This is a genomic window from Pseudomonas sp. LS44, from assembly GCF_024730785.1.
GTDB lineage: Bacteria > Pseudomonadota > Gammaproteobacteria > Pseudomonadales > Pseudomonadaceae > Aquipseudomonas.
Map to the genome: position 1 here is coordinate 789,703 of NZ_CP102830.1, position 19,283 is coordinate 808,985.

At 60.8% G+C, this 19,283-nt stretch carries 19 protein-coding genes; 15 read left to right on the top strand and 4 right to left on the bottom strand.

What is annotated here, in order from left to right; all coding sequences use genetic code 11:
- Positions 1-31 precede the first annotated feature (31 nt).
- Positions 32-1,885, bottom strand: a complete 1,854-nt coding sequence (locus NVV93_RS03480) for a DUF4105 domain-containing protein (RefSeq protein WP_258253068.1) — start codon at positions 1,883-1,885, stop codon at positions 32-34.
- Positions 1,886-2,048: 163 nt separating this feature from the next.
- On the opposite strand from NVV93_RS03480, the gene NVV93_RS03485 reads away from it, so the two are divergent.
- From NVV93_RS03485 to NVV93_RS03505, 5 genes are all read left to right on the top strand, one after another.
- Positions 2,049-2,372 (top strand): TraR/DksA C4-type zinc finger protein, encoded by a 324-nt coding sequence (locus NVV93_RS03485; RefSeq protein ID WP_258253069.1) that lies wholly within the window; start codon positions 2,049-2,051, stop codon positions 2,370-2,372.
- 137 nt (positions 2,373-2,509) lie between these two features.
- Entirely contained in the window at positions 2,510-4,960 is a 2,451-nt protein-coding gene (locus tag NVV93_RS03490; RefSeq protein ID WP_258253070.1) for a Lon protease family protein, read from the top strand.
- A 206-nt stretch (positions 4,961-5,166) separates the two neighbouring features.
- Complete coding sequence (locus tag NVV93_RS03495) at positions 5,167-5,508, top strand: hypothetical protein (protein ID WP_258253071.1); 342 nt, start codon at positions 5,167-5,169, stop codon at positions 5,506-5,508.
- 173 nt (positions 5,509-5,681) lie between these two features.
- Positions 5,682-6,173: a TIGR00645 family protein gene (locus NVV93_RS03500; RefSeq protein WP_258253072.1), complete on the top strand. Its 492-nt coding sequence runs from the start codon at positions 5,682-5,684 to the stop codon at positions 6,171-6,173.
- A gap of 121 nt (positions 6,174-6,294) precedes the next feature.
- Positions 6,295-6,912 carry an FKBP-type peptidyl-prolyl cis-trans isomerase gene (locus NVV93_RS03505; RefSeq protein ID WP_258253073.1) on the top strand — a complete coding sequence of 206 codons (618 nt, stop codon included), beginning with the start codon at positions 6,295-6,297 and terminating at the stop codon, positions 6,910-6,912.
- Between the two features lie 66 nt (positions 6,913-6,978).
- On the opposite strand, the gene NVV93_RS03510 is transcribed toward NVV93_RS03505, so the two are convergent.
- Entirely contained in the window at positions 6,979-7,221 is a 243-nt protein-coding gene (locus NVV93_RS03510; RefSeq protein WP_258253074.1) for a hypothetical protein, read from the bottom strand.
- Positions 7,222-7,348: 127 nt separating this feature from the next.
- Positions 7,349-8,317, bottom strand: a complete 969-nt coding sequence (locus tag NVV93_RS03515) for a polyprenyl synthetase family protein (RefSeq protein ID WP_258253075.1) — start codon at positions 8,315-8,317, stop codon at positions 7,349-7,351.
- Between the two features lie 243 nt (positions 8,318-8,560).
- Here NVV93_RS03515 and rplU point away from each other — a divergent pair, with 243 nt between their 5' ends.
- The 5 genes from rplU (at position 8,561) to NVV93_RS03540 (ending at position 12,208) form a co-directional block, all read left to right on the top strand.
- A complete protein-coding gene (gene rplU, locus NVV93_RS03520) occupies positions 8,561-8,872 on the top strand; it encodes a 50S ribosomal protein L21 (RefSeq protein WP_258253076.1) in 312 nt (103 codons plus the stop codon).
- A 37-nt stretch (positions 8,873-8,909) separates the two neighbouring features.
- Complete coding sequence (gene rpmA, locus NVV93_RS03525; protein ID WP_084615145.1) at positions 8,910-9,167, top strand: 50S ribosomal protein L27; 258 nt, start codon at positions 8,910-8,912, stop codon at positions 9,165-9,167.
- Positions 9,168-9,316: 149 nt separating this feature from the next.
- The gene (cgtA, locus tag NVV93_RS03530; RefSeq protein ID WP_258253077.1) at positions 9,317-10,540 is read left to right on the top strand and encodes an Obg family GTPase CgtA; all 1,224 of its coding nucleotides are present in this window, start codon (positions 9,317-9,319) and stop codon (positions 10,538-10,540) included.
- Positions 10,541-10,605: 65 nt separating this feature from the next.
- Complete coding sequence (gene proB / locus NVV93_RS03535; protein WP_258253078.1) at positions 10,606-11,724, top strand: glutamate 5-kinase; 1,119 nt, start codon at positions 10,606-10,608, stop codon at positions 11,722-11,724.
- Between the two features lie 22 nt (positions 11,725-11,746).
- Positions 11,747-12,208 carry a CreA family protein gene (locus tag NVV93_RS03540; RefSeq protein WP_258253079.1) on the top strand — a complete coding sequence of 154 codons (462 nt, stop codon included), beginning with the start codon at positions 11,747-11,749 and terminating at the stop codon, positions 12,206-12,208.
- A 101-nt stretch (positions 12,209-12,309) separates the two neighbouring features.
- Here the strand turns inward: NVV93_RS03540 and rpsT are convergent, their stop codons facing one another.
- The gene (gene rpsT, locus NVV93_RS03545) at positions 12,310-12,588 is read right to left on the bottom strand and encodes a 30S ribosomal protein S20 (protein ID WP_258253080.1); all 279 of its coding nucleotides are present in this window, start codon (positions 12,586-12,588) and stop codon (positions 12,310-12,312) included.
- A gap of 196 nt (positions 12,589-12,784) precedes the next feature.
- On the opposite strand from rpsT, the gene murJ reads away from it, so the two are divergent.
- The 5 genes from murJ to NVV93_RS03570 all read left to right on the top strand — a co-directional run bounded on the left by murJ (position 12,785) and on the right by NVV93_RS03570 (position 19,133).
- Positions 12,785-14,323 carry a murein biosynthesis integral membrane protein MurJ gene (gene murJ / locus NVV93_RS03550; protein WP_258253081.1) on the top strand — a complete coding sequence of 513 codons (1,539 nt, stop codon included), beginning with the start codon at positions 12,785-12,787 and terminating at the stop codon, positions 14,321-14,323.
- 97 nt (positions 14,324-14,420) lie between these two features.
- Positions 14,421-15,359, top strand: a complete 939-nt coding sequence (gene ribF, locus NVV93_RS03555; protein ID WP_258253082.1) for a bifunctional riboflavin kinase/FAD synthetase — start codon at positions 14,421-14,423, stop codon at positions 15,357-15,359.
- A gap of 10 nt (positions 15,360-15,369) precedes the next feature.
- Entirely contained in the window at positions 15,370-18,201 is a 2,832-nt protein-coding gene (ileS, locus tag NVV93_RS03560) for an isoleucine--tRNA ligase (protein WP_258253083.1), read from the top strand.
- Positions 18,194-18,703, top strand: coding sequence for a signal peptidase II (gene lspA / locus NVV93_RS03565; RefSeq protein ID WP_258253084.1), 510 nt, complete (start codon positions 18,194-18,196; stop codon positions 18,701-18,703). Before ileS ends, lspA begins: the two co-directional genes overlap by 8 nt.
- Entirely contained in the window at positions 18,696-19,133 is a 438-nt protein-coding gene (locus NVV93_RS03570; protein ID WP_258253085.1) for a peptidylprolyl isomerase, read from the top strand. Before lspA ends, NVV93_RS03570 begins: the two co-directional genes overlap by 8 nt.
- Positions 19,134-19,283 lie beyond the last annotated feature (150 nt).

Below are 19,283 nucleotides of genomic sequence, written 5' to 3' on the forward strand. Positions count from 1 at the left end.
TGCGGGCTTTTTTATGCGCCAGCCGCAACCCTCAGTAGTGGTACCACTTCAGCTCCAGTGACAGTTCGTTCTCCGGGCTGGCCATCTGGCTGAATTGGCGTTGCGCGGTGAGGCGCAGGCCGAGGCTGGGCGCCAATTCCCACTGCTGGTTGAGCGACAGCGTGCGGCGAATTTCGCCGTTGTGGAAATAATCGCCGGCCGCTTCCAGGCTCAGGTTGCCGAGCGGATTGCGCCACAGCAGGCCGCTGTTGAAGCCCATCGCCGGGGCGACGAAGGCGGCGAAATCCTCGTTGTGTTCGATGCGCAAGGTGCCGAGAGCGAAGCCGAGCAATTCATCGTCCAGCTGCCAGCTGCCGCCCGCGCCGCCGCTCAGATGGCTGACCAACGTCTCGTCACCCTGCTCGCCGAGTACTCGCTCCAGCCCGCCGCCGACCTGCCAGGACCAGGGTTTGAGTAGCTCGTTACGCGGCGTCAGCGAGCGGATAGTGGCCAGGTCGAGGCGCTGCAGTTGCCAGTGATTGTTTTCGTACTGGCGCAGCTTGAGCTGGAGGATTTCGATCTGCGCGCCGAGCGGGAAGCCGTAGGCGTTGTCGTTGAGGTCGTGATAGGCCATGCGCAGGCCGTATTCGGCGAAGGCGCGATCATCGCGGCTGCCCGCACCCAGCTGCCAGGTCCGCGAGCGGTGTCCATCCTCGGGCGGCTCGGGGCGCTCGATCTGCAACGCCGGCGGCGGATTTTGGTTGATCGCCCGCAGCAAGCTGTAGCTGCGTTCGGCGGCGGCTTTGTCGCGGGCTTCGCCGGCAGCGCGGTAGCGGGTCAGGCGAAAGGCCGCGTCCTGGATCAAGGCCTGACGGGCGCGCGGCAACGCGGTGAATTCGCGGTCACGGGCCACGGCCGGGTCGTCGGCCAGGCGCAGGGCCCAGCGTTGTTCGGCGGAGTCGAGCGGTTCGGCACGGGCCAGCAGTTCGCGCTCGCGCGACGGGCGAAAATCGATGCGCTCGACCAGGCCCGCTTCTTTCACCGCGCGCACGGTGTCGGTGGGAATCGCGGTTAGCGGGAATTGCGCGGTCAGCTCGATCCCCGGGCGGGCGATCTCCAGCAGTTCGAGCAGCCGGTACGAGCAGTTTTCATCGAAGAAGAAGTAATCGAAGCGGATCTGCCGCAGCTCCCAGGCATGCTCGACCATCCGCGCGGTTTCCTCGGCAGTGAGGTTCAGGCGGTATTCCCACAGATCGCGGTTTTCCAGGCTGCGGTATTCCGCGAGTTTCTCGCGGTAGGGGACCAGCGCGAACAGCCCAGGATAGCCGCCCATCAAACCTTTCCAGGCATACAGAATGCTGTTGTCCATGCCCTCGATAAAGGCGCCGAAGTTCAGCGCGTAGCTGAGTAGCGCGGTGTTGTTTTCGTCGACATCGGCCTGGTCGATGCGCAGCAAGGTATGGCCGAACATCGATGAGGGGCTGTTCAGGTAAGCGGCGGGGAACACCAATACGCTGCTGTGCGGCGCAATGTCCTTGAACCAGGCGCTGAATTCCGCGCACTGCGGCTGCGGCAGATCCGTTAGCTGCAGCTGCTCGCGCAACCAGCGGGTCCGCGCCGGATAGCGGCATTGCGGATGCTGGTCACCCAGCGTTACCGGTTGGTACAGCGCCGCCACGGTCGCGGCGAGTTCGGCGCTCGGGTCGTGGGCACCGTTGTCGGCGAAAAAGAACCGTGGATCGTCGACGTAACTGCGCCAGCCGCCGAGTTTGGCGGTTTCGTAATGGCCCAGGGAAATCCAGTAAGGCTGTTCGGCCAGCGCGGCTAGTTGGGTCGGCGGCACCGTGGGCGCGGCATGCACGGGGGCGCAGGCGCAGAGGGCGAGGGCGGAGAAAATCCGTTTCAAGGGTGCGGTTCTTTTTCCGGGAGCAGGCGTCGAGCTTTGAAGATCGGTATGGCGGGTGTCAAGCAAGCTGCAGCGAGCCGATTGCGCAAGTTATTGCCCTGGCTCAATACAACCAATCGAGGCAGGCCCGACACTCGGCGCGGAATTCTTTCTGGAGAACCCTATGACTGCTTTCGATCCTAGCGCCGCCCTGGAAAGCCTGTTCAGCGAATACACCGCCCGGGCGAGTGCGATTCGCCGTGATCTGGGACGCAGCCACTCGCCGGATTTCGCCGAACAAGCGGTGCAACGGCAGAACGATGAAGTGCTGGAGGCCCTGCTCGCCGAAGCCGAAGCCGCGCTGCTGCTGGTCGGCAAGGCCAAACTGCGCCTCAGCGAAGGACGCTATGGTGACTGTCTGCAATGCGGCCAGCCGATCCAGGCGCAACGCTTGGCAGCCCTGCCCGCCGCCGAGTGTTGCCTGGACTGCGCCGATCGGACGAAATAACCCGCGGCGATGACGTCGTCGACAGTTATGCGACGACGTCTCGATGCCGGTTCGACTGGCGAACGGCATGCCTTGCCAGCGGCGATCAGCGAGCGCCAGAATGCGGCCATCTGCCCGTCCGATGTTAAGGATCTCCGATGTCCGACCCCCTAGCTGCTGGCCTCCGGTTGGCGCCTGAAGCGCTGACCCGTCCCTTCGCTCCTGATCAATTCAATTTCACCGTTACCGAAGAATTGGAGCCGTTTCGCGGCGTACTTGGGCAAGAGCGCGCAGTCGAGGCGTTGCAGTTTGGTGTGGCAATGCCGCGTGCCGGTTACAACGTGTTCGTCATGGGCGAGCCGGGTACCGGGCGTTTTTCCTTCGTCAAACGCTACCTCAAGGCCGAAGCCAAGCGCCTGCGCACGCCGGCCGACTGGGTGTACGTCAATCATTACGACGAACCGCGCGAGCCGCGGGCGCTGGAACTACCGCCGGGGACGGCGGCGGAATTCATCGCCGATATCGAAGTACTGATCGACAACCTGCTGGCGACCTTCCCGGCGGCTTTCGAGCATCCCGCCTATCAGCAGAAGAAAAGCGCCATCGACCGCGCCTTCAATCAGCGCTATGACCGCGCCCTGGATGTGATCGAAAAGCTCTCGCTGGAAAAAAGCATCGCGCTGTACCGCGACAGCAACAACATCGCCTTCACGCCGATGAAAGAGGGCAAGGCGCTGGATGAAGCCGAGTTCGGCCAGCTGCCCGAAACCGAGCGCGAGCGCTTCCATGCCGATATTTCCGAGCTGGAAGATCGCCTTAACGAAGGGCTGGCCAGCCTGCCGCAGTGGAAGCGCGAGTCGAGCAATCTGCTGCGCCATCTCAATGAAGAAACCATTACCCTGGCGCTGCAGCCGCTGCTCTCACCGCTGTCGGAAAAGTACGCGGAAAACGCCGGCGTGTGCGGCTATCTGCAAGCCATGCAGGTGTACCTGCTGAAAACCGTGGTCGAGCAATTGGTCGAGGTGGAAAAGGTCGACGCGCAGACCCGCAAACTGCTCGAAGAGCAGTATTGCCCGTGTCTGGTGGTCGATCATCACGTCAGCGGCGGCGCGCCGGTGGTGTTCGAGTCGCACCCGACTTACGACAACCTGTTCGGCCGCATCGAATACGGCACCGACCAGGGCGCCTTGTACACCAGCTACCGGCAGCTACGCCCGGGTGCGCTGCACCGCGCCAACGGCGGCTTTCTGGTCCTGGAGGCGGAGAAGCTACTCACCGAGCCGTTCGTCTGGGAAGCGCTCAAGCGCGCGCTGCACGGCGGCAAGCTGAAAATGGAGTCGCCGCTCGGCGATTTGGGGCGTCTGGCCACCGTGACCCTGAGCCCGCAAGTCATTCCGCTGCAGGTGAAGATCATCATCATTGGCTCGCGGCAGCTGTACTACGCACTGCAGGACAACGATCCGGATTTCCAGGAGATGTTCCGCGTGCTGGTGGATTTCGACGAGGAAATTCCCCTCTCCGATGACAGCCTGGAGCAATTCGCCCAGCTGCTGAAAACCCGCACCTCCGAAGAGGGCATGGCGCCCTTGACCGCCGATGCCGTGGCGCGTCTGGCCACCTACAGCGCGCGTCTGGCCGAGCACCAGCAGCGCTTGTCGGCGCGGATCGGCGATTTGTTCCAATTGGTCAGCGAGGCCGATTTCATCCGCCAACTGGCCGGTGAGCAGGTCACCGATGCCGGGCATATCGAGCGCGCCTTGAAGGCCAAGGCGACCCGGACCGGACGCGTTTCGGCGCGGATTCTCGACGACATGCTGGCCGGCGTGATCCTCATCGACACCGCGGGCGCGGCGGTCGGCAAGTGCAACGGGCTGACGGTTCTGGAGGTGGGCGATTCGGCGTTCGGTGTCCCAGCGCGGATTTCCGCCACCGTCTATCCGGGGGCTTCGGGTATCGTCGACATCGAGCGCGAGGTCAATCTCGGCCAACCGATTCACTCCAAGGGCGTGATGATCCTCACCGGCTATCTCGGTAGTCGTTACGCCCAGGAGTTCCCCCTGGCGATCTCGGCGAGCATCGCCCTCGAGCAGTCCTACGGCTACGTCGACGGCGATAGCGCCTCGCTGGGCGAGGTCTGCACGCTGATCTCGGCCCTGTCGCGCACGCCGCTCAAGCAGTGCTATGCGATCACCGGTTCGATCAACCAGTTTGGCGAGGTGCAGGCAGTCGGCGGCGTCAACGAGAAGATCGAAGGCTTCTTCCGTCTGTGCGAAGCGCGCGGGTTGACCGGTGAACAAGGGGTGATCATCCCGCAGGCCAACGTCAACACGCTGATGCTTGATGAGCGCGTCTTGCAGGCGGTGCGCGACGGGGTGTTCAACGTGTATTCGGTGCGCCAAGTCGATGAAGCGCTGAGCTTGCTGGTGGGCCAGTCGGTAGGTGCCGCCAACGAGCAAGGCCAGTTCCCGGCGGGCAGCGTCAACGCCAAGGTGGTTGAACGGCTGCGCGAAATTGCCGAAATGGAGCTGGAAGAGGAAGAGGAGAAGTTCTCCACCACCGAGTTGCAAGCGGTGGCCGCGCGCGTGGCTGAACAGGCCAAGCAATCCTGATTGGCCTGTACTAAAAACCCTGCCGGCCACTCGCTGGCTGGTCAGTCACTGAGCGCCACGCGCGCGGCCACGGTTTCAGTGGTGCGAAGCGGCTTTTCCAGGCGTCATCCACAGAATTATCCACAGGCTTTGGGGATAACTGCGGGTCTTCCGGCTTCGCCCACTCGGGTGTAGTCTGAAGGCCGGACCTCATGAGGGCCGCCGCCATGCCGCGTAGCCTTTGTCTAAGCCGCCAGTGTCTGGGAATGATCACGCGCATCGAGTGCGTGATTCGTCCGCTCGCCGGGGAATCCGGCTTGTGGATGTTGCTCTGCGCGGCCGGCATGGCTGACAGCCAACCCTCCGCAATCAAGGCGCAGGGCCCATTCCACGGGCCTTTCGTCGCAGAATCGATACTCGAGGCGATCGCCGACAACCTGACGATGATGGGCTACGAGCCATCCTACGAACCGTCCATCTGGTGTCTGCATATGCAAGCGGAAATGCGTCGCCTGAATGCCGCTCGCGGGCGACCGTGGGGTGGCTGTCAGTTCAATCCGGAAACCTGACGAAGGGGTCAGCGAGCACGGCCGGAATGCTCCACGCAGACGCCTCGCGCTCAACTCGCCGGTTAGGTTATCCACAATCGCGAAAACCGTTGCTGCTGGCTTCGGCGGTGCACTTGTCTGATGCAGTCGGGCCGGTATACTCGCCGTCGATTCGGTTTAGGCAGCGAGACTTCATGGAACGTTTTATTGAAAATGCGATGTACGCCTCGCGCTGGTTGCTGGCGCCCATTTATTTCGGTTTATCGCTGGCCTTGCTGGCGCTGATGCTGAAATTTTTCCAGGAGGTCTACCACCTTCTGCCGCTCGTGTTCGAAAAGACCGAAGCCGAGCTGATTCTGGTGCTGTTGTCGATGATCGACATGGCGCTGGTCGGCGGTCTGCTGGTGATGGTGATGATTTCCGGCTACGAGAACTTCGTCTCGCAACTGGACATCGACGAAGGCAAGGAGAAGCTCGACTGGCTGGGCAAGATGGATTCTGGCTCGCTGAAGATGAAGGTGGCCGCGTCCATCGTGGCGATTTCCTCGATCCACCTGCTGCGCATGTTCATGAATGCGGAGCAGATCGCCAACGACAAGCTGCTCTGGTACGTGATCATTCACATGGTGTTCGTGGTTTCCGCCTTCGCCATGGGCTATCTGGACAAGCTGACCAAGCACGACTGACGGTCCCGATGCCCCTGTTTGCAACGCCCGCACCGGCAACGGTGGCGGGCGTTGGCGTTTCTGGGCGATAGGCCATTTGTGCTAGTCTGGCCGCCCTTTTTTATCTCAGCGGAAGCCCGTGATGTCCGAACTCAATCTCTCCACTGACGAAACCCGCGTCAGCTATGGCATCGGTCGCCAGCTTGGCGATCAACTGCGCGACAATCCGCCGCCAGGGGTAAGCCTCGACGCCGTTCTGGCCGGTTTGGGCGATGCGTTTCTCGGTCAAGCCAGCCGTGTCGGTCAGGAGGAGCTGAGCGCCAGCTTCCGTGCCATCCGCGAAATCATGCAGGCGCAGGCGCAGGCGCAAGCCGATGCGGCCGCCGCCGTCGGTCGCGAGTTCCTCATTGAGAATGCCCAGCGTGACGGCATCACCCAGCTGCCATCGGGCTTGCAATACGAAGTGCTGAATGCCGGCACGGGCCCTAAGCCGTCCCGCGAAGACAATGTGCGTACTCATTACCACGGCACGCTGGTCGACGGCACCGTGTTCGACAGCTCGTATGAGCGCGGTCAGCCGGCCGAGTTTCCGGTGGGCGGCGTGATCGCAGGCTGGGTCGAGGCCTTGCAGTTGATGGGCACGGGCAGCAAATGGCGCCTGTATGTGCCGAGCGAGCTGGCCTATGGTGGTCAGTCGGCTGGCAGCATCCCGCCGCACAGCGCGCTGATCTTCGACGTCGAGTTGCTGGAAATCCTCTAACGCCTCAGTGCGTTGAGCGAAAAGGCCGAAATCCGCGAGGGTTTCGGCCTTTTGCTGTCCGCAGGCTCAATGCGTTTCGTGCGCCGGTCTGAGCGCACGGGCATAGCAGAACAGGAATAGATTGCGCACCAATTCCTTGAGAATCAGCGGCTCGCTGGAATTCAGGCCAGCAAAGTCGAGTTCTCCCTGATCGCGCAACTCTTCCAGCGCGTCCTCTTCCAGCAGTGCACACACAGCGCCGGTTTCCCGATGGAGGATGCGCAAATACGGGTGCGGGCGGTCTAGCCAGGCATCGATTAAATACGTCATGGCTCGTCTCCTTGCTCTTAAGTTGATAAGAATAATTCCTATTAGCAGAATGGCAAGAAGTGTTGAGCTTTTCCAGATGAAATGAAAAACCCGCCACGAGGGCGGGTTCTTTTGGTTTCCAAAGCTGTCAGTGCGTGCGGGCTACGGCAAACTGCGTGAGTTCGAGCAGTGCATCGCGATAGATGCTCGGCGGGAGTTCGTCCAGGCAGGCGCTGGCTTGAGCGGCATAGCTGCGGGCCAATTGCGCGGTGTAGTCGAGCGCGCCGGCGGTCTCGACGGCTCCGCGAATGCTTTCCAGATCGTCGATGCCGCCTTGCTGAATGGCCTTGCGGACCAATGCAGCTTGTTCCGGAGTGCCTTCGCGCATGGTGTAGATCAGCGGCAGGGTGGGTTTGCCTTCGGCCAGATCATCGCCGACGTTCTTGCCGAGGGTTTCGGCGTCGCCGCGATAATCGAGCAAATCGTCGACCAGCTGGAAGGCGACGCCTAAATGATCGCCAAAGGTTCTCAGTGCTTCGATCTGCGCGGCAGGCGCAGCGGCGAGCAGGGCGGCGCTCTGGGTCGAGGCTTCGAAGAGCATCGCAGTCTTGCTGCGGATGACTTCCATGTAGATCTCTTCCGTGGTGCTCGCATCGCGCACCTTGGACAGTTGCAGGACTTCACCCTCGGCGATCACCCGGGTGGCCTTGGAGAGAATCTGCATGACCGGCAGCGAGCCCAGCTCGACCATCATCTCGAACGAGCGGGAGTACAGGAAATCGCCAACCAGAACGCTCGGCGCATTGCCCCACAAGGCATTGGCGGTGGAGCGGCCGCGGCGCATGCCGGACATGTCGACTACGTCGTCATGCAGCAGAGTGGCGGTGTGGAGGAACTCGATAGTCGCCGCCAGCAGGCGTAAATCATCGTTTTGATAACCGAGCGCCTTGCCGCTGAGCAGCACCAGCAAGGGACGCAAGCGTTTGCCGCCAGCGGAGATGATGTAGTCACCGATTTTTTCCACCAGCGGCACGCGGGAAACCAGCTGCTTTCTGATGATGCCATCGACAGCGGTAAAATCGTCCGCCACCACTTGATAGAAAGCCTGTGGTTGCATCAGTGACAAGTGCTCCTCGAAGAATGCGCGGCATGCTAGGTGGCGGGGTAGGGGCTGTCAAGGCAGGTACTGGCGGCGCTTGCGGAGCGCCCGCGGCTTGCGTACAATCGCGGCCCCTGAACTTCCCTGGGCAGCACCTGCCTTACGCAAATTGCAAGGGCGTCCTTCCGGCCCCGAGCAGCCATGCCAGCCAATACCTCTACCTATAAAGTGCTGGGTGAGCAGGATTAACGGAGATATATCATGTACGCAGTAATTGTTACCGGTGGCAAACAATACAAAGTCACCGAGGGCGAATTCCTCAAGGTCGAAAAGCTCGAAATCGCCACTGGCGAAAGCGTGACTTTTGACCGCGTTCTGCTGGTTGCCAACGGCGACAGCGTGAGCATCGGCGCGCCGGTAGTTGAAGGTGCCAAGGTTGTGGCTGAAGTGGTTTCCCAAGGTCGTCACGACAAAGTCACCATCATCAAGTTCCGCCGTCGTAAGCACCACATGAAGCGTCAGGGCCACCGTCAGTGGTTCACTGAGATCAAAATCACTGGTATTTCGGCCTAATTCTTTCGGCCCAAATCCTTATTAGGAGTATTGACTCATGGCACACAAAAAAGCTGGTGGTAGTACCCGCAACGGTCGCGACTCAGAATCTAAACGCCTTGGCGTGAAGATGTACGGCGGCCAGGCTATCAAAGCAGGCAACATCATCGTGCGTCAGCGCGGTACCCAATTCCACGCTGGTTACGGCGTTGGCATGGGTAAAGATCACACTCTGTTCGCTAAAGTCGAAGGCGTGATCAAGTTTGAAGTTAAAGGCGCCTTCGGTCGTCGTTACGTGAGCGTCGTCGCGGCCTAATCGCGATGTTGCTGAAAAGCCCTGTCTCGCGACGGGGCTTTTTTGTTTCTGAGGTGGTGAGGCTTTTGCAAAATCGGTTCGTTTAATTTTGCAAAGGCCTTATGGTTTATTGAGTTATCTAGCCCGCTAATGCGGCGGGAGGCAGAGCGATGAAATTCGTCGATGAAGTATCGATATTTGTAAAAGCGGGTGATGGCGGCAACGGTTGCATGAGCTTCCGGCGCGAGAAGTTCATTGAGAAGGGCGGTCCCAATGGTGGTGATGGTGGTGACGGCGGCTCCATCTATATGGAAGCTGACGAGAACCTCAACACGCTGGTGGACTACCGCTATACCCGTCGATTCGATGCGCAGCGCGGTTCCAATGGTGGCAGCACTGACTGCACCGGCCGTAAGGGTGAAGACCTGATTCTGCGGGTGCCGGTAGGCACCACGATCATCGATTCCGGTACCCAGGAGGTCATTGGTGACCTTACCAAGCCGGGGCAGCGTTTGATGGTTGCTCAGGGCGGCTGGCATGGGCTGGGCAATACCCGCTTCAAGTCCAGCACCAACCGTGCGCCACGGCAGACCACGTTGGGTAAGCCGGGTGACTCGCGCGATCTGAAGATGGAGCTGAAAGTGCTCGCGGATGTTGGTCTGCTCGGTCTGCCCAATGCCGGCAAGAGCACGCTGATTCGCGCTGTGTCGGCGGCCAAGCCGAAGGTTGCGGATTACCCGTTCACCACCCTGGTGCCCAATCTGGGTGTGGTTACCACGGAGCGTTACAAGAGCTTCGTGATCGCTGACATTCCGGGGCTGATCGAAGGTGCGGCTGAGGGTGCTGGTCTGGGCATTCGCTTCCTCAAGCATTTGGCGCGGACTCGACTGCTTCTGCATCTGGTCGATCTGGCGCCCTTGGATCTGAGCGATCCGGCCGATGCGGCAGAGATCATCGTCAACGAGCTGACCAAGTTCAGTCCTGCGTTGGCTGATCGCGATCGCTGGTTGGTGCTGAACAAAGCTGACCAGGTGCTGGAAGACGCTGAACGCGAGCAGTGCATGCGGGCGGTTGTCGAGCGCCTGGAATGGCAGGGCCCGGTGTATGTGATTTCCGCTCTGGAGCGCGACGGTACCGAGCGCCTGTGTCAGGACATCATGCGCTATCTGGACGATCGCACTGAGCGCTTGGCCCAGGAGCCGCAATTTGCCGAAGAGCAGGCTGAACTTAATCAGCGTATCGAGGATGAGGCGCGAGCCCGTCTACAGGCGCTGGACGACCGACGCGCGCTGCGTCGGGCGGGTGTGAAGAGTGTCGAAGATGTGGGCGACGACTTCGATGACGATGATGAAGATGACGACGGCGATGGCGCCGAGATCTTCTACGTTCGTTGAGTCGCGACGCTGTTTCTAAATGATCGCAAGGCAGCACTGACGAGTGCCGTTAAGGTTGGATGGAGATGCGGGACAAGGTGACTGGCGCGCAGCGCTGGGTGGTGAAGATCGGCAGCGCGCTGTTGACTGCCGATGGGCGCGGCCTGGATCGTGCGGCGATGGCGGTGTGGGTCGAGCAGATGGTCGCCTTGCGTGAGGCGGGTGTCGAATTGGTGCTGGTTTCATCTGGTGCGGTGGCGGCGGGCATGAGTCGTCTTGGCTGGCCGGTGCGCCCCAGTGCCATCCATGAGCTGCAGGCGGCTGCCTCGGTGGGGCAGATGGGGTTGGTGCAGGCCTGGGAGTCCAGTTTCGCCCAGCATGGTCGGCACACCGCACAGATTCTCCTGACCCATGATGACTTGTCTGATCGCAAGCGCTATCTGAATGCGCGCAGCACTTTGCGGACGTTGGTTGATCTGGGTGTGATTCCAGTGATCAACGAGAACGACACGGTGGTCACTGATGAGATCCGCTTCGGCGACAACGACACCTTGGCGGCGTTGGTTGCCAACCTGGTCGAGGCTGACCTGCTGGTCATCCTGACTGATCGCGACGGCATGTTCGATGCTGATCCGCGTTTTAACCCCGATGCTCAGCTGATTTCCGAGGCGCGCGCCGATGATGCGGCGCTCGATGCCGTGGCGGGCGGTACCGGTGGTGCGTTGGGTCGTGGCGGCATGCAAACCAAGTTGCGTGCGGCGCGCCTCGCGGCGCGTTCCGGTGCGCATACCATCATCGTCGGTGGCGGGATATCGCAGGTCCTGTCACGCCTTAGGGTTGGTGAGCGCCTGGGGACCTTGCTGGCGCCTGAGCGTGGCCTGCTGGCTGCGCGCAAACAGTGGTTGGCGGGGCATCTGCAAACCCGTGGCGTACTTACCTTGGATGCTGGGGCGGTGAATGCGCTGATAACCGGTGGCAAAAGTCTGTTGCCGGTGGGTGTTAAGGCCGTACAGGGCAATTTCCGCAGGGGCGAGATGGTGCTGTGTGTTGCGCCCGACGGTCGCGAGGTGGCTCGTGGGTTGGTGAACTACAGTGCGGTCGAGGCGCAGAAAATTCTCGGTCAGCCTTCAGATGGTATCGAGCGACTGCTGGGTTACGTCGATGAGCCTGAGTTGGTGCATCGCGATAATCTGATTCTGATCTAGCCGAACGCGATTGGAGGGATGAATGCGCGCCAAGGGATTTTTCGGTCTGTTATTAGCGCTGCCCTTGTGGGCGAGTGCCGAGGAAATCGGTCAGGTCTCGACCGTGTTCAAGTGGGTGGGGCCTAACGACAGGATTGTCGTTGAGGCCTTCGATGATCCGCAGGTCGAAGGTGTGACCTGTTACCTGTCGCGTGCCAAGACGGGTGGGGTCAAAGGTGGTTTGGGGTTGGCCGAAGATCGCGCCGAGGCGTCCATCGCCTGTCGTCAGGTCGGCCCCATTCGCTTCGTTGCGGAATTGAAAGATGGCGATGAAGTCTTCAAGGAGCGCACCTCGCTGGTATTCAAGACCATGCAGGTGGTGCGCTTCTTCGATCGCAAGCGCAATGCGCTGGTTTATCTCGTCTACAGCGACCGGGTTATCGAGGGTAGCCCGCAAAATGCGGTGACCGCGATTCCAATTCTGCCGTGGCCAAAGAATCTTTAAGCCGCTAATAAAAGTCGGCTTTCTCGTAAACGATGTGACATGAATTTTTTCAGGCAATAAAAAACCGGCCAATGGCCGGCTTTTTATGCAAGTGCGTCGCCTTAGGCGGCAGCAGCTTCGCCGAGTGCCTTGATGTGGGCATTCAGGCGGCTCTTATGGCGAGCGGCTTTGTTCTTGTGGATGATGCCCTTGTCGGCCATGCGGTCGATTACGGGTACAGCCAGGGTGTAAGCACTCTTGGCCAGATCGAGATCTTTGGCGTCGAGAGCCTTGACCACGTTCTTGATGTAAGTGCGAACCATGGAGCGCAGGCTGGCGTTGTGGCTACGACGCTTCTCAGCCTGTTTAGCGCGTTTTTTGGCAGAAGGTGTATTGGCCACCGTCGAGCTCCTCGAAAAAAACTTATGGATTTGCTGAACAAATTAAGGCCGCGAATGATGCCGATGTGTTTGCTGGTTGTCAAGGAAACTGGGCGCTATCGATGAGCGGTCGGTGGCGTGCTTTCTTGCTGGCCGCGCTCTACACTCGGCGGCCTGCGGCCTAACGCACCTCTTATCGACGCCAGAATCTAAATCTATGAATTTGCTCAAGACGCTGGCGGCAGTCAGCTCCATGACCATGCTGTCCCGCGTGTTGGGTTTCGTTCGCGATACCATCGTTGCGCGCATCTTTGGCGCGGGGATGGCGACGGACGCCTTCTTTGTCGCTTTCAAACTGCCGAACCTGTTGCGCAGAATCTTTGCCGAAGGCGCTTTTTCGCAGGCATTCGTGCCGATCTTGGCGGAATACAAAAGCCAGCAAGGGGAGGAGGCGACGCGTACCTTCATTGCCTACATTTCCGGGCTCCTAACGCTGATCCTGGCGGTGGTGACGTTACTGGGCATTCTTGCCGCCCCTTGGGTAATCTGGGTGACCGCGCCAGGTTTCACGGCTTCGCCGGAAAAGTTCGAGCTGACCACTTCGCTACTGCGCGTCACCTTTCCTTATATTTTTCTGATCTCGCTGGCCTCGCTGGCCGGGGCGATTCTCAATACCTGGAACCGCTTCAGCGTGCCGGCGTTCGTGCCGACTCTGCTGAATGTCAGCATGATCATCTTCGCGTTGTTCCTGACGCCATATTTCGATCCGCCGGTGATGGCGTTGGGCTGGGCGGTGCTGGTGGGCGGTTTGCTGCAGTTGGTCTACCAGCTGCCGCATCTGAAGAAGCTCGGCATGCTGGTATTGCCGCGTCTGAATCTGCGCGATGCGGGGGTCTGGCGGGTGCTCCGGCAGATGGGGCCGGCAATTCTCGGTGTTTCGGTCAGTCAGATTTCGCTGATCATCAACACCATCTTCGCCTCGTTCCTGGTGGCCGGTTCAGTGTCCTGGATGTACTACGCCGACCGTCTGATGGAGCTGCCATCGGGAGTGCTGGGCGTGGCGTTGGGGACAATCCTCTTGCCTTCGCTGGCTAAGACTTATGCCAGTAACGATGCCCACGAATACTCGCGCTTGCTCGATTGGGGGTTGCGGCTGTGTTTCTTGCTCGTGCTGCCGTGCATGCTGGCGCTGGCGTTGTTGGCTGAGCCGCTGACAGTTTCACTGTTTCAGTACGGCAAATTCACGGCTCTGGATGCGGCGATGACCCAGCGTGCGCTGATCGCCTATGCGGTGGGGTTGCTCGGCATCATTCTGATCAAAGTGCTCGCGCCTGGCTTCTATGCGCGGCAAAACATCAAAACCCCGGTGAGGATCGCGATCTTCATTCTGATCCTCACCCAGCTGATGAACCTGGCCTTTGTTGGGCCTCTCAAGCATGCCGGTTTGGCCTTGGCGATCAGTATGGGAGCGTGCCTGAACGCTGGGCTGCTCTATTGGCAGCTGCGGCGCCAGAAGTTGTTCGAGCCACAGCCGGGTTGGTCGGTGTTCCTTGGCAAGTTAGTCATCGCGGTGCTGGTCATGTGCGCGGCCTTGTACGGTCTGATGCAGGTGATGCCGGCATGGGCGCACGGTGGTATGACTGAGCGGTTGCTGCGTCTGAGCGGTTTGGTGCTGGCTGGAGTGGTGGCCTATTTCGGCATGCTGTTCGTACTGGGCTTCCGGCTGCGGGACTTCTCCCGCAAGGCGATTTCCTAAACCGGGGCGCGGTTTCACGCGTCTGGCTGGACTTGGCGCCTGTTGTCGGGCGCGGCCTGTGGGTATAATCGACCACTTTATGAGCAAGAAGCGCGTTATGCAGCTGGTTCGAGGCCTTCATAATCTGCGCCCCCAGCATCGGGGCTGTGTCGCCACTATCGGCAATTTCGACGGGGTGCACCGTGGCCATCAGGCCATTTTGTCGCGCCTGCGCGAGCGTGCGGCCGAGCTTGGCGTGCCGAGCTGTGTGGTGATTTTTGAGCCCCAGCCGCGAGAGTTTTTTGCCCCGGACAGCGCGCCGCCGCGGGTCACGCGGTTGCGCGACAAGCTGGAGTTGCTGGCGGCTGAGGGCATCGATCGGGTGCTGTGCTTGAGTTTCAATCGCCGCTTGCGCGAGCTGAGCGCGGCCGAGTTCGTCCACGCCGTGCTGGTCGAAGGCCTGGGCGTGCGGCATCTGGAAGTTGGCGATGATTTTCGCTTTGGCTGTGATCGAGCTGGGGATTTCGAATTCCTGCGGCGGGTCGGGCCTGCCGAAGGATTCACCGTCGAGGCCGCCGCGACCATTGAAGTGGCGGGCGAGCGAGTCAGCAGTACGCGGGTGCGCCAAGCCCTGGTTGAAGCAAATTTCGCCCTGGCCGAGCTGTTGCTGGGGCGACCGTTTCAGATCGGTGGGCGCATCCTGCATGGTCAGAAACTGGCCCGCCAACTGGGCACGCCGACTGCCAATGTGCAGCTCAAGCGTCGCCGCGTACCGCTCAGCGGTGTATTTGTGGTCAGTGCCGAAGTCGATGGTCGGTGCTGGCCGGGGGTTGCCAATATTGGCGTGCGCCCAACGGTGGCCGGCGACGGCCGCGCCCATCTGGAGGTTCACCTCCTGGATTTTGCCGGCGATATCTATGGCCGGCGTTTAACGGTGGCCTTCCACCACAAGCTGCGCGATGAGCAGCGTTTCGCCTCCCTGGAGGCGCTGAAGACGGCGATCGATGCGGATGTCGCCGCCGCCCGTGCCTTTTGGCAGGGCCAACCGCTTAAGTGAAGAGCCTGAAATGACCGATTACAAAGCCACGCTAAACCTCCCGGATACCGCCTTCCCGATGAAGGCCGGCCTGCCGCAGCGCGAACCGCAAACCCTGCAGCGCTGGGACAGCATTGGCCTGTACCAGAAAATCCGTGAGATTGGCGCTGGCCGGCCGAAATTCGTGTTGCACGATGGCCCGCCGTACGCCAATGGCAACATCCACATCGGTCATGCGGTCAATAAAATTCTCAAGGACATGATTGTCCGCTCGAAAACTCTGTCTGGTTACGACGCACCGTACGTGCCGGGCTGGGATTGCCACGGCCTGCCGATCGAGCACAAGGTTGAGGTCACTCACGGCAAGCATCTGCCGGCGGACAAGACCCGCGAGCTGTGTCGCGCCTATGCGGCCGAGCAGATCGAAGGGCAGAAGGCTGATTTCATCCGTTTGGGTGTGCTTGGCGAGTGGGACAACCCCTACAAGACCATGGACTTCGCCAACGAAGCCGGGGAAATTCGCGCCTTGGCCGAGATGGTCAAGCAAGGCTTCGTATTCAAAGGCCTGAAGCCGGTCAACTGGTGCTTCGATTGCGGCTCGGCGTTGGCCGAGGCTGAGGTCGAATACGCCGACAAGCAATCGACTGCGATCGATGTGGCGTTCCTGTGTGCCGACGAGGCCAAGCTGGCCGCCGCCTTTGGTTTGGCTGCTCTGAGCAAGCCGGCCTATGCGGTGATCTGGACCACCACACCGTGGACCATTCCGGCTAACCAGGCGCTGAACCTGCACCCGGAATTCAACTATGCGCTGGTAGACGTCGGCGACAAGCTGCTGCTGCTCGCCGAGGAACTGGTCGAGAGCTGCCTGCAGCGCTACGGTTTGACCGGCGCAGCCATCGCCACCGCCCAGGGTGAAGCGCTGGAGCTGATCAATTTCCGCCACCCGTTCTACGAGCGCCTGTCGCCGGTATATCTGGCCGACTATGTGGAATTGGGCGCCGGCACTGGCCTGGTCCACTCTTCGCCGGCCTATGGCGAGGACGACTTCGTCACCTGCAAGCGTTATGGCATGCACAACGATGACATCCTCAATCCGGTGCAGAGCAACGGTGTATACGTTGAGGCGCTACCGTTCTTTGGCGGCCAGTTCATCTGGAAGGCCAACCCGGCGGTGGTCGACAAGCTCAAAGAAGTCGGCGCCTTGCTGCACAGCGCCAATATCAGCCACAGCTACATGCATTGCTGGCGCCACAAAACCCCGCTGATCTACCGCGCCACTGCGCAATGGTTCGTCGGCATGGACAAGCAGCCGACCACCGGCGGCACCCTGCGCGAACGAGCCCTGGCCGGCATCGAGCAAACCAAATTTGTGCCCACCTGGGGCCAGGCTCGATTGCACGGCATGATCGCCGGGCGTCCGGATTGGTGCATCTCCCGGCAGCGCAACTGGGGCGTACCGATCCCATTCTTCCTGCACAAGGCCAGCGGCGAATTGCACCCGCGCACCATCGAACTGATGGAAGAAGTGGCCAAGCGCGTCGAGCAGCAAGGCATCGAGGCCTGGTTCAAGCTGGATGCCGCCGAGCTGCTGGGCGAAGAAGCGGCGCAGTACGACAAGATCAGCGACACCCTCGACGTCTGGTTCGACTCCGGCACTACTCACTGGCACGTACTGCGCGGCTCGCACAATCTGGGGCACAGCAGTGGCCCGCGCGCCGATCTGTACCTGGAAGGCTCCGACCAGCATCGCGGTTGGTTCCACTCCTCGTTGTTGACCGGCTGCGCCATTGACGACCACGCGCCGTACCGTGAGCTGCTGACCCACGGCTTCACCGTCGATGAGAACGGTCGCAAGATGTCCAAGTCGCTGGGCAACGTCATTGCGCCGCAGCAGGTGACCGATAGCTTGGGCGCCGACATCCTGCGCCTGTGGGTCTCCGCTACCGACTATTCGGGCGAGATGGCCGTGTCGCAGCAGATCCTCCAGCGCAGTGCCGACGCCTACCGGCGTATTCGTAACACCGCGCGCTTCCTGCTCGCCAACCTGAGCGGTTTCGATCCGGCCAAGGATTTGCTGGCCGCCGAGGACATGCTGGCGTTGGATCGCTGGGCAGTCGATCGCACTCTGTTGCTGCAGCGCGAGATCGAAGAGGCTTACCGCGAGTACCGCTTCTGGAATGTCTATTCCAAAGTGCATAACTTCTGCGTGCAGGAGCTGGGTGGCTTCTACCTCGACATCATCAAGGATCGCCAATACACCACTGCAGCCGACAGCGTCGCGCGGCGTTCCTGCCAAACCGCGCTGTTCCACATCGCCGAGGCGCTGGTGCGCTGGGTGGCGCCGATCCTGGCTTTCACCGCCGACGAGCTGTGGCAGTACCTGCCGGGCGAGCGCAACGAATCGGTGATGTTGAACACTTGGTACGAAGGGCTTAGCGCGTTGCCCCAGGGCTTCGAGCTGGATCGCGCGTTCTGGGAGCAGGTCATGGCGGTCAAGACTGCCGTCAACAAGGAGCTGGAAAACCAGCGCGCCGCCAAGCTGATCGGCGGCAATCTACAGGCGGAAGTCACCTTGTTCGTCGAAGAGGCGCTGGCTACCCAGCTGGCCAAGCTAGGCGATGAGCTGCGCTTCGTACTAATTACCTCCACGGCCACCCTCGCGCCGCTGAGCGCGGCGCCGGACGATGCGGTCGCGACCGAACTGCCTACGCTCAAGCTCAAGGTGGTCAAGTCGGGGCACGTCAAGTGCGGGCGTTGCTGGCATCACCGTGCAGATGTCGGGGTGAATTCGGAGCATCCGGAAATCTGCGGACGTTGCGTCGACAATATCAGCGGTTCCGGCGAGGTCCGCCACTATGCTTGAGGCGAGCCGCTTCGGCCGACTGGCCTGGCTGTGGCTGAGCGTCCTGGTGTTCGTGCTTGACCAGGCCAGCAAGCTGTATTTCGAAGGCGCGCTGAGCCTGTACCAGCAAATCGTGGTCATCCCTGACTACTTCAGCTGGACCCTGGCGTATAACACCGGCGCTGCATTCAGCTTCTTGGCCGACAGTTCGGGCTGGCAGCGCTGGCTGTTCGCCCTGATCGCCATTGTGGTCAGTGGGGTGCTGGTGGTCTGGCTCAAGCGCCTGAAAGCCGACGAGACCTGGCTAGCCATTGCCCTAGCGTTGGTGCTCGGTGGCGCGTTGGGTAATCTGTTCGACCGCATCGCCTATGGGCATGTCATCGACTTCATCCTGGTGCACTGGCGCCATCAGTATTACTTCCCGGCATTCAATTTGGCCGATAGCGCCATCACTGTTGGTGCGGTGATGCTGGCGCTGGATATGTTCAAGACCAAGAAATCCGGAGAACCCGTTCATGACTGAGCTGCGTATCGGTCCGGACAAGGAAGTCACCTTGCATTTCGCCCTTAGCCTGGAGTCGGGTGATGTGGTGGATAGCACCTTTGAAAAACAGCCAGCCACTTTCAAAGTCGGTGATGGCAATCTCTTACCCGGCTTTGAGCACGCCTTGTTCGGGCTCAAGGCCGGCGACAAGCGCACGTTGCAGGTCGAGCCGGAGAATGCGTTCGGCCAACCCAATCCGCAGAACATCCAGGTGATGCCGCGCAGCCAGTTCCAAGATATGGAGCTGTCGGAAGGCTTGCTGGTGATTTTCAATGATGCGGCAAATGCCGAGCTGCCCGGCATGGTCAAGTCGTTCGACGACGCCCAGGTGACCGTCGACTTTAATCATCCGCTGGCCGGCAAGACGTTGAGCTTTGAAGTGCAGATCATCGACGTCAAAGCGGCCTGATCCTGATTAGAAGTAGGATGGGTTGAGCGAAGCGATACCCATCGCCCTGATCAAGCGCTGTCGCTGTCTGTAGCCCGGATGCAATCCGGGTCGCCCGCAACCCCGGATTGCATCCGGACTACCGGCCTAGAGCTGGACGAGGTAATCCGC

Coding starts and splice junctions, on each gene's coding strand:
- NVV93_RS03485 (WP_258253069.1), top strand. CDS start 2,049: ATGACTGCTTTCGATCCTAGCGCCGCCCTGGAAAGCCTGTTCAGCGAA.
- NVV93_RS03490 (WP_258253070.1), top strand. CDS start 2,510: ATGTCCGACCCCCTAGCTGCTGGCCTCCGGTTGGCGCCTGAAGCGCTG.
- NVV93_RS03495 (WP_258253071.1), top strand. CDS start 5,167: ATGCCGCGTAGCCTTTGTCTAAGCCGCCAGTGTCTGGGAATGATCACG.
- NVV93_RS03500 (WP_258253072.1), top strand. CDS start 5,682: ATGGAACGTTTTATTGAAAATGCGATGTACGCCTCGCGCTGGTTGCTG.
- NVV93_RS03505 (WP_258253073.1), top strand. CDS start 6,295: ATGTCCGAACTCAATCTCTCCACTGACGAAACCCGCGTCAGCTATGGC.
- NVV93_RS03510 (WP_258253074.1), bottom strand. CDS start 7,221: ATGACGTATTTAATCGATGCCTGGCTAGACCGCCCGCACCCGTATTTG.
- NVV93_RS03515 (WP_258253075.1), bottom strand. CDS start 8,317: ATGCAACCACAGGCTTTCTATCAAGTGGTGGCGGACGATTTTACCGCT.
- rplU (WP_258253076.1), top strand. CDS start 8,561: ATGTACGCAGTAATTGTTACCGGTGGCAAACAATACAAAGTCACCGAG.
- rpmA (WP_084615145.1), top strand. CDS start 8,910: ATGGCACACAAAAAAGCTGGTGGTAGTACCCGCAACGGTCGCGACTCA.
- cgtA (WP_258253077.1), top strand. CDS start 9,317: ATGAAATTCGTCGATGAAGTATCGATATTTGTAAAAGCGGGTGATGGC.
- proB (WP_258253078.1), top strand. CDS start 10,606: ATGCGGGACAAGGTGACTGGCGCGCAGCGCTGGGTGGTGAAGATCGGC.
- NVV93_RS03540 (WP_258253079.1), top strand. CDS start 11,747: ATGCGCGCCAAGGGATTTTTCGGTCTGTTATTAGCGCTGCCCTTGTGG.
- murJ (WP_258253081.1), top strand. CDS start 12,785: ATGAATTTGCTCAAGACGCTGGCGGCAGTCAGCTCCATGACCATGCTG.
- ribF (WP_258253082.1), top strand. CDS start 14,421: ATGCAGCTGGTTCGAGGCCTTCATAATCTGCGCCCCCAGCATCGGGGC.
- ileS (WP_258253083.1), top strand. CDS start 15,370: ATGACCGATTACAAAGCCACGCTAAACCTCCCGGATACCGCCTTCCCG.
- lspA (WP_258253084.1), top strand. CDS start 18,194: ATGCTTGAGGCGAGCCGCTTCGGCCGACTGGCCTGGCTGTGGCTGAGC.
- NVV93_RS03570 (WP_258253085.1), top strand. CDS start 18,696: ATGACTGAGCTGCGTATCGGTCCGGACAAGGAAGTCACCTTGCATTTC.